We start from the raw sequence: 5568 nt of genomic DNA, 5'->3' as shown, positions 1-5568 counted from the left end.
GCATGCCCGCCACCGCCCGGCCGTGGGTCATGTCACTCGCTGCGCGAGGCGCGCTTGCGGTCGTGTTCCTTCAGATGGCGCTTGCGCACGCGGATCGACTTCGGCGTGATCTCGACCAGCTCGTCGTCGGCGATGAACTCGACGCCGTACTCCAGCGTCAGGATGATCGGCGGCGTGATCTTGATCGCGTCTTCCTTGCCGGACACGCGGAAGTTGGTCAGCTGCTTCGCACGCACCGCGTTGACGATCAGGTCGTTGTCGCGGCTGTGGATGCCGACGATCATGCCTTCGTACACCGGGTCGCCCGGCTTCACGAACATGCGGCCGCGGTCGTCCAGCTTGCCCAGCGCGTAGGTCACGATCTCGCCGTCGTCCTGGCTGATCAGCACGCCGTTCTTGCGGCCTTCGATGTCGCCCTTGAAGGCCTCGTAGCCGTCGAAGATGTTGCTGATCAGGCCGGTGCCGCGCGTCAGGTTCAGGAACTCGTTCTGGAAGCCGATCAGGCCGCGCGCCGGGATCTTGTACTCGAGGCGCACGCGGCCCATGCCGTCCGGCTCCATGTTGACGAGCTCGCCCTTGCGCTCGCCCATCGCCTGCATCACGGCACCCTGGTGCTGGTCTTCGACGTCGGCCGTCACCATCTCGATCGGCTCATGGCGCTCGCCGTCGATCTCCTTGAAGACCACGCGCGGCTTGCTGACGGCCAGCTCGTAGCCCTCGCGGCGCATGGTTTCCAGCAGGATGGTCAGGTGCAGTTCGCCGCGGCCCGACACCTCGAAGATGCCGTCTTCGTCGGTTTCCTTGACCTTCAGCGCCACGTTGCTCTGCAGCTCGCGCTGCAGGCGGTCCCAGATCTGGCGGCTGGTCACGAACTTGCCTTCGCGACCGGCCAGCGGCGAGTTGTTGACGCAGAAGTTCATCGTCAGCGTCGGCTCGTCGACCTTCAGCATCGGCAGCGGCTTCGGGTCTTCGATGCTGGTCAGCGTGACGCCGATGCCGATGTCCTCGATGCCGTTGATCAGCACGATGTCGCCGGGGCCGGCTTCCGTGGCTTGCTGGCGCTCCAGGCCTTCGAACTTCAGCACCTGGTTGACGCGGGCGTTGAACGGCGTGCTGTCCGGGCCGCTGAACACGGCCACGTTCTGCATCGGCTTCAGCGTGCCCTGGTTGACCCGGCCGATGCCGATGCGGCCGACGTAGGTAGAGTAGTCGAGCGAGCAGATCTGCAGCTGCAGCGGGCCGGCCGGGTCGCCTTCGTGCGCCGGCACGTGTTGCAGCACGGCGTCGAACAGCGGCGCCAGGTCGGTGCCGATCTCGCCGGCGGTGAGCGTGGCCCAGCCGTTCAGGCCCGAGGCGTAGATCACCGGGAAGTCGAGCTGCTCTTCGGTCGCGCCGAGCTTGTCGAACAGCTCGAAGGTCGCGTTGATCACGTAGTCGATGCGCGAACCGGGGCGGTCGACCTTGTTCACGACGACGATCGGCTTCAGGCCGAGCGCCAGCGCCTTCTTGGTCACGAAGCGGGTCTGCGGCATCGGGCCTTCGACCGCATCGACCAGCAGCAGCACGCTGTCGACCATCGACAGCACGCGCTCCACCTCGCCGCCGAAGTCCGCGTGCCCCGGGGTGTCGACGATGTTGACGTGCGTGCCCTTCCATTCCACCGCGCAGTTCTTCGCGAGGATGGTGATGCCGCGTTCCTTTTCGAGGTCGTTGCTGTCCATCACCCGTTCGGTGACCTTCTCGTTCTGGCGGAAGGTGCCGCTCTGGCGAAGCAGCTGGTCCACCAGCGTGGTCTTGCCATGGTCCACGTGGGCGATGATGGCGATGTTGCGGATCTGTCGGGTCATGACGTGCTCTCTGCGTTCAAGGTGTCTTCAGGAGGCCTTGCACCTCCACCGGGCTCAAGAGCCTCGTCGAAATCAGTTCTCCGGCGTCGACCCGGCCGCTGCCGAGGAACGCACGGGGGTCGGGGCCGTACACGCGGACCTGCTCCGCATCTGCCAGCGGCAGGCGGCGGCGCAGGCCGCTCAGGAAACGTCCGGCATCTTCGTCGCCGAGGCGCACCACCGGCCAGTCGGCCAGCAGCGCATCGGCGTCGAGCAAGGCGGCTTCGCGCTGCGCTTCGTCCATGCCGGCCAGCTGCTCCAGCGTGAGCGCCTGGCCGAGCGTCAGCCCGCCGGTCTCGGTGCGGCGCAGCGCGGCCAGGTGGGCACCGCAGCCGAGCGCCTCGCCGATGTCTTCGGCCAGCGTGCGGATGTAGGTGCCCTTCGAGCAGCGCACGTCCAGGGTCCAGCGGTCGTCGGCCCCGGCAGTGTCATCTTCCACGATGGCAATGCGATGAATCGTCACCGCGCGCGCTTCGCGTTCTACCTCGATGCCGGCACGCGCGTATTCGTACAAGGCCTTGCCGTCGCGCTTCAGCGCCGAGTGCATCGGCGGCACCTGGCGGATCGGGCCGGTGAAGCGCTCGATCACCGCCTGCAGCTGCGCGCGCGTCACGTTCACCTCGCGCTGCTGCAGCACCTCGCCCTCGGCATCGGCCGTGGTGGTCGTGGTGCCCAGCTGCAGCGTGGCGCGGTAGGTCTTGTCGGCGTCCAGGCTGACCTGCGAGAACTTGGTGGCCGCGCCGAAGCACAGCGGCAGCAGCCCGGTCGCCAGCGGATCCAGCGTGCCGGTGTGGCCGGCCTTCTCGGCACGGTACAGGCGCTTGGCTTTCTGCAAGGCGTCGTAGCTCGACAGGCCGAGCGGCTTGTCGAGCAACAGCACGCCATGGACGGCGCGCCGCGGGATGCGCGGGCGATTGGCTTGCACCGGTCAGTCTTCCTTGGCCTGCGTCGAATTGGCCTGCTGGATCAGCGCGCTCAATTCGGCCGCCCGCTCGGTGGTGCGGTCGAAGTGGAAATGCAGCGTCGGCACGGTGTGGATCTGCAGGCGCTTGAAGAGGCCGTTGCGCAGGAAGCCGGCGGCCTCGTTCAAGGCCTCCTCGCATTCCTTCACATCGCCCACCAGCAGCGAGAAGAACACCTTCGCGTGCGCATAGTCGGGCGTGACCTCCACCGCCTGCAGCGTCACCATGCCGATGCGCGGATCCTTCAGGTCGCGGATCAGCTCGGCCAGGTCGCGCTGGATCTGGTCGGCGATGCGGAAACCGCGGTTCGGGATGGCTCGTTTGTGTCGCATGTTCAAGGCTCCTGCTGGCTCGGACGGGGCTCCTTCAAACACAAACCCCGCCGTCTTTCGGAGGGCGGGGTTTGGGGGAGAGACCCACTCCGCTTTACAGCGTTCGTGCCACTTCCTTCACCTCGAAGAACTCCAGCTGGTCGCCCTCGGCGATGTCGTTGTAGTTCTTCAGCTTGATACCGCACTCGAAGCCTTCCTTGACTTCGCGCACGTCGTCCTTCAGGCGRCGCACCGACTCGACTTCGCCGGTGTAGACCACCACGTTCTCGCGCAGCAGGCGGAAGCGCGCGTTGCGGCGCACCACGCCCGAGGTGACCATCGAACCGGCCACCGTGCCGATCTTGGAAGCGACGAACACCGTGCGGATCTCGGCGGTACCGATCACCTCTTCGCGCTGCTCCGGCGCCAGCATGCCGGTCATCGCCTTCTTCACGTCGTCGACCGCGTCGTAGATGATGTTGTAGTAGCGCAGGTCGACACCGTTGCCTTCGGCCAGCTTGCGCGCACCGGCATCGGCACGCACGTTGAAGCCGATGATGACGGCCTTCGACGCGATCGCGAGGTTGATGTCGCTCTCGCTGATGCCGCCCACCGCCGCGTGCACGATCTGCACCTTGACCTCGGCCGTGCTCAGCTTGAGCAGCGACTGGGCCAGCGCTTCCTGCGAACCCTGCACGTCGGCCTTGATGATCAGCGCCAGCGTCTGCGCTTCGCCCTGGCCCATGTTCTCGAACATGTTCTCGAGCTTGGCGGCCTGCTGCTTGGCCAGCTTGACGTCGCGGTACTTGCCCGAACGGAAGGTCGCGATCTCGCGCGCCCGGCGTTCGTCGGCCAGCACCATGAACTCGTCGCCGGCCTGCGGCACTTCGGTCAGGCCCTGGATCTCGACCGGCAGCGACGGCCCGGCTTCGGTCGTCGGCTTGCCGTTCTCGTCCAGCATGGCGCGCACGCGGCCGTAGCTCGAACCGGCCAGCACCACGTCGCCGCGCTTCAGCGTGCCCGACTGCACCAGCACCGTCGCGACCGGGCCGCGGCCCTTGTCGAGCTGGGCTTCGATCACCAGGCCCTTGGCCGGAGCGTCCTTCGGTGCCTTCAGTTCCAGCACCTCGGCCTGCAGCAGCACCTGCTCGAGCAACTGGTCGATGCCCATGCCGGTCTTGGCCGACACCGGCACGAACGGCGAATCGCCACCGAAGTCTTCTGGCACGACCTGCTCGGCCACCAGCTCGGACTTCAGGCGCTCGACGTTGGCCTCGGGCTTGTCCATCTTGTTCATCGCGACCACGATCGGCACCCCGGCCGCCTTGGCGTGCGCGATGGCTTCCTTGGTCTGCGGCATCACGCCGTCGTCGGCCGCCACCACCAGGATGACGATGTCGGTCGCCTTGGCACCGCGGGCACGCATCGCCGTGAAGGCCGCGTGACCCGGGGTGTCGAGGAAGGTGATCATGCCGCGCGGCGTGTCGACGTGATACGCGCCGATGTGCTGCGTGATGCCACCCGCTTCGCCCGCGGCAACGCGGGCCCGGCGGATGTAGTCGAGCAGCGAGGTCTTGCCATGGTCGACGTGACCCATGACGGTGACCACCGGTGCGCGCGGCAGTTCTTCGTGCACCGCCTCGGCCTGGGTGTCCTCGAGGAAGGCTTCCGGGTCGTCCAGCTTGGCGGCGAACGCCTTGTGGCCCATTTCCTCGACGAGGATCATGGCCGTTTCCTGGTCCAGCTGCTGGTTGATGGTGACCATCTGGCCCAGCTTCATCAGCTGCTTGATGACCTCGGACGCCTTCACCGACATCTTGTGCGCGAGGTCGGCGACGCTGATGGTCTCCGGCACGTGCACTTCCTGGATCTGCTGCTCGGGCGGCGCGACGAAGCCGCTGCCCTGCCCGTCGTTGCGATCGCCACGGCGGCCGCCACGCGGCGCACGCCAGCCCGGACGGGCCGCGGAATCGTTGCGGGTCTTCAGCGCGCGCTTCTTCGCGGCGTCATCGGCCCAGCTCGACGACAGCTTCTCGGACTTGACCGACTTCTTGTCGCCCGGCTTGTCGCCCGGCTTTGCGGCGGCCGTGGTGGTCGCAGCGCCCGGCGCGGCGGCCGGCTTGTGGATCGTGCCCTTGATGCCTTCCTTGCCGGCTTCCGGCTTCGGCGGCTCTTCCGGCTTCTTGGCCGTCAGCACCTTCTTCGGCGCGTTCATCATCGCGCGGATCGCGGCGGCTTCGTCCTCGGCGGCCTTGCGGCGCTTGGCCAGGTCGGCAGCGCGCTGCTTCTCTTCGTCGACGACGTCGGCGGCCTTGATCACGCGCAGGGCGGGCTTCGGCGGTTCGGCCGGCGCCACCGGGGCGGCAGCCACGACGGGTGCCGCCGTGGGTGCCGGGGCAGCCTTGGCAG

At 67.3% G+C, this 5568-nt stretch carries 4 protein-coding genes; all 4 read right to left on the bottom strand.

The genetic code is table 11. The features are described from left to right. Positions 1 to 32: 32 nt before the first annotated feature. Positions 33 to 1847: a translational GTPase TypA gene (gene typA, locus AC1D01_RS18590; protein ID WP_477868844.1), complete on the bottom strand. Its 1815-nt coding sequence runs from the start codon at positions 1845 to 1847 to the stop codon at positions 33 to 35. A 16-nt stretch (positions 1848 to 1863) separates the two neighbouring features. Continuing rightward, the gene (gene truB / locus AC1D01_RS18585; protein ID WP_477868842.1) at positions 1864 to 2811 is read right to left on the bottom strand and encodes a tRNA pseudouridine(55) synthase TruB; all 948 of its coding nucleotides are present in this window, start codon (positions 2809 to 2811) and stop codon (positions 1864 to 1866) included. 3 nt (positions 2812 to 2814) lie between these two features. Continuing rightward, a complete protein-coding gene (rbfA, locus tag AC1D01_RS18580) occupies positions 2815 to 3180 on the bottom strand; it encodes a 30S ribosome-binding factor RbfA (protein ID WP_047512900.1) in 366 nt (121 codons plus the stop codon). A gap of 94 nt (positions 3181 to 3274) precedes the next feature. Then, positions 3275 to 5568: translation initiation factor IF-2 (infB, locus tag AC1D01_RS18575; RefSeq protein ID WP_477868840.1), on the bottom strand; the 2294-nt coding region annotated here is incomplete at its 5' end.

It is taken from the genome of Rhizobacter sp. P3_B12, from assembly GCF_056402895.1.
Note: the sequence above shows the minus strand (reverse complement) of the source record. Positions and strands in the feature narration are given on the sequence as shown.